This is a genomic window from Pseudoalteromonas sp. BSi20480 (assembly GCF_000241365.1).
GTDB classification, from domain to species: domain Bacteria; phylum Pseudomonadota; class Gammaproteobacteria; order Enterobacterales; family Alteromonadaceae; genus Pseudoalteromonas; species Pseudoalteromonas marina.
Genome location: NZ_BADX01000098.1, coordinates 1 through 3,206, shown reverse-complemented (window position 1 = coordinate 3,206; position 3,206 = coordinate 1). Strand labels below are relative to the sequence as shown.

The 3,206-nt window shown below is 35.1% G+C and carries 5 protein-coding genes; 4 read left to right on the top strand and 1 reads right to left on the bottom strand.

Annotated features, from left to right (window positions below):
• Both P20480_RS08055 and P20480_RS08060 read left to right on the top strand, forming a co-directional pair.
• Positions 1–1,278: type II restriction endonuclease (locus tag P20480_RS08055; protein ID WP_238530301.1), on the top strand; the 1,278-nt coding region annotated here is incomplete at its 5' end.
• A 124-nt stretch (positions 1,279–1,402) separates the two neighbouring features.
• A complete protein-coding gene (locus tag P20480_RS08060) occupies positions 1,403–1,765 on the top strand; it encodes a hypothetical protein (RefSeq protein WP_008130143.1) in 363 nt (120 codons plus the stop codon).
• A gap of 82 nt (positions 1,766–1,847) precedes the next feature.
• Here the strand turns inward: P20480_RS08060 and P20480_RS18195 are convergent, their stop codons facing one another.
• On the bottom strand, positions 1,848–2,108 hold the full coding sequence (locus P20480_RS18195; protein WP_033025520.1) for a hypothetical protein: 261 nt from the start codon (positions 2,106–2,108) through the stop codon (positions 1,848–1,850).
• Positions 2,109–2,209: 101 nt separating this feature from the next.
• On the opposite strand from P20480_RS18195, the gene P20480_RS18190 reads away from it, so the two are divergent.
• Entirely contained in the window at positions 2,210–2,545 is a 336-nt protein-coding gene (locus P20480_RS18190; RefSeq protein WP_033025517.1) for a hypothetical protein, read from the top strand.
• A complete protein-coding gene (locus P20480_RS08065) occupies positions 2,542–3,195 on the top strand; it encodes a hypothetical protein (RefSeq protein WP_008130140.1) in 654 nt (217 codons plus the stop codon). The genes P20480_RS18190 and P20480_RS08065 overlap by 4 nt, the downstream gene beginning before the upstream one ends.
• Positions 3,196–3,206 lie beyond the last annotated feature (11 nt).

The window sequence follows — 3,206 nt, the reverse complement described above, 5'->3', positions numbered from 1 at the left end:
GTAAATATACAAATAATTAAGAGTGGGGATATGAGTCAAGATTTAAAATCAATAATTGATGGTTATAAAAGTGATGAGGAGACGGTTTATAATAGCTGGTTCGTAAATAATGACGAACGACTAAAAGCATTTAGAACTATCCGTAGGGGTGTATTTGATGTAATACAGGATATTAAAAATGGAAGTTTTGGGAATGATTTTAAAGGTTCATCTTTAGAATTTGTTTTAAACTGTATCACGGAACAAAAGCAAGTATTTAAAGGAGCATCGCATCCCTTTTACTGGAAGCCAAAATTACGAATACCTGATATTTATGAAAATGAGGAAAATAAAGTTGCATTTGGCCAATTCTTGGAAAAATGCATAAATGCCACAAAAGAAGAACAAATAATTAAGGAAATAATCTTATTAGATCAACGGAAAATTAAAGGATTAGGTCCAGCAGTTGCAAGTATTCTTTATTTTTTACATCCCACTATCATACCTCCATGCAATACTGCTATTGTTAATGGATTCAATACGCTCTTCAAAGATAAAGTAAAGCTCGGGTCGTGGTCAGATTATCTCAGGATGAGAGAAATTATAATAGAGAAAAATGATGAACTAAAGTCTGAGTTATCGAATGACTTGGGTGCTTTTGCAGGGCTTTTATTTGATGTTGGCGAAAAGAAATTACTGATAAGTGACGATCATCTTTCTGATGAAGAACGAACAAAAATAGAAAAGAAAATAAAAAAACGGCACAAAGAAGTTGTAAGTGAAATGGAGGAAGAAGATCTCCACACTGAAATGCAACATCGCATTCTCACTATCGGAAATTCAATTGGTTATGATGTTATTGCCGCAGCAAACGACAAATCAAGATGTCATAATGGTAATAGCTTGTCTTTTATCTGCGTAGATAAGTTTCCAGAAATAGATGTTGATAAAGACACTTATAAAACAATAACACTTATTGATGCAATTTGGTTTGAAAAGGATTCAAATAAAATCACTTGTGCTTTTGAAGTGGAAAAAAGTACATCCATCTATTCTGGGATATTAAGATTAACTGATCTTTATTATTCATTTCCAAATAACCTACCATCTTTGTACCTTATCATTCCTGACAAGCGGGAGAAAGAAGTAATATTGCAGCTACAGAGGCCATCGATTAAAAATAGTGACATTGAAATTCATTACATACTATTCAGTGATTTAAGAAAAGATTGTGATGCAATTTGCAAGTTTGGAGAAGATAAAGATATTCTCAAAAAAATATCAAAGGTGGTAAATTGAAATTATTACATAACAAACTCATCCAGCAGACTGCCAAAAGTGTCGCGAATTTTGCAAAAAACGCAAAAAGTCGCGCCACTTTCGTCAGCGGCTGATGAGGGCGTTATAACCCATTGGAGATGTTGTGCTAGTTTGGGATGAAGTAGATGTTCTCGCTGTATTAGAAACTGAACCAGTTATAGAAACTGATTGTATTTGGTATACGTACAGTGTGAAAAAGGACGGCCTTGAATTAAAAATAACCATTTACCAATATGATGGTGATGTTTATTTTGAATTGTTCTCAGATGGAATAGATAATTCAATATTCTCAATGAATCTTATGGATTGCGCTGGCGTTAAAAGGCGTTTTGAGAAAAGTGGAGAATATCTAGAATTTGCACCATCAGGCTGTTTTAAAACTAGCAGGTATGATGGCGAAATGAGTATTCCTTATGGTGTACGAGTTTCAATTAAGCCATCAATAAAAGTAGAACTTTATGGGTGATGTTATAACAAGTGCATCAAAGATCACCCGCAAAAAGACTACGGGCTAGGACGCGCTAACCGCGCGCCCTTTATGCAAATCGTTATAACTGCTTAATCCAATACTGGTAGCTCGTTTGTCCGTCCATATTTTTCTGGCCTACCCAATACACAATATGGCATTCTTTTTTATGAATTTTATTAAATGAACGCGCCAATGATTCGCCGTGAGATTTTGGCGTAATCGGGCGATCAATAAGAAACAATCCTTTGAATGTAAAACCGCATAGCTCAAGGTGTCTTTGCCTATCTGTCCTGCGCGCGCCACGATTGAATTTATTGAACGTTTCTATTTTGTTTTTCATCACAGCTCCGATTAAAAGTTATAACAAGGCCATCAAAATTGATGCCTCGTAAACTCGCCACACATTATGGCTATGGTTAGGTTTCATAAAACGAGGGCATCATGACAATTACAAATCGATCTAATAATCTTGATTTAATACGTTGGATGAGTGGAGGGCATGAGCCTACTGCTGGTAAAATGGCTCATATTACTAATGCTAATTATGTTTCTAAGATGGCAACAGGAGAAATGGATATATCCGACCATGTTGCTAGAAGTATTGAAAAAGCGTTTTCTCTTCCAGAATTTTGGATGGATAGAGACAATGAGAATGCTATTAAAATGCCAAAAGAAGATTATGAATTACATTCAACTTTACAGGGGTTACCTCAGAATTCTAAAAACATCCTAAGATCATTTCTTCTATCACTGGAAGCAGGTGCAGTTGAAATATGAGCAAAATAATCAAACAAACGTCTCTTCTGTTCTTTATTCCATTTCTATTTTTTCCTTCGTCAGCATCACTAGCTGACGAACAAGTCGATAGAATCGCAAAATTTATTTCAGAAAGTGCTGCAAAAATTGCAGGTGAGGGAAAGGTAGGTGCCAATGTTGTGATGGAATGGAAGTTGAACAAGGAGGTCATTGAGGTTTCTTCATACGAAGGTGATAAGAGAGTGGCTGCTTTAGAGACCGCTATATTGTATTTGGGAGAGAATGAAAAAATTATATTTCCCGAAATAAAAAGTAGTGATCATGCAATGGTATTCTTGGCTTCAAGGCTTATTGCCCTAGAATATCTTTCATCACTTATTGGTTCGTCTGATAATGACTTGGTTCTTAAAGATTATCTAAATGGTGAAATGTTAGATATTAAAATGATGCTTAATGGTACTGCTGATTTCGGAGCTATGTATCTTAAATCGCGCAAAATGCGAGATGATAAGAGAGCATTGTTTCTTTTTCAAAATAAAGAGTTCATAAAAGAAAAACTTGCTTTAATGATGGAAAAACCAAATATATCAAACTTTGTAGCGAATAAGACAAGTTTAATTTCATTGGTGCAGGCATGTGGTTCAATCCCACAGTCATGTTCAAAGCTATGAGCATCAAAACC

What these genes read in the sequence shown, in the direction of transcription:
- P20480_RS18190 (WP_033025517.1), top strand. Translation starts at nt 2,210, where the DNA reads ATGACAATTACAAATCGATCTAATAATCTTGATTTAATACGTTGGATG.
- P20480_RS18195 (WP_033025520.1), bottom strand. Translation starts at nt 2,108, where the DNA reads ATGAAAAACAAAATAGAAACGTTCAATAAATTCAATCGTGGCGCGCGC.
- P20480_RS08065 (WP_008130140.1), top strand. Translation starts at nt 2,542, where the DNA reads ATGAGCAAAATAATCAAACAAACGTCTCTTCTGTTCTTTATTCCATTT.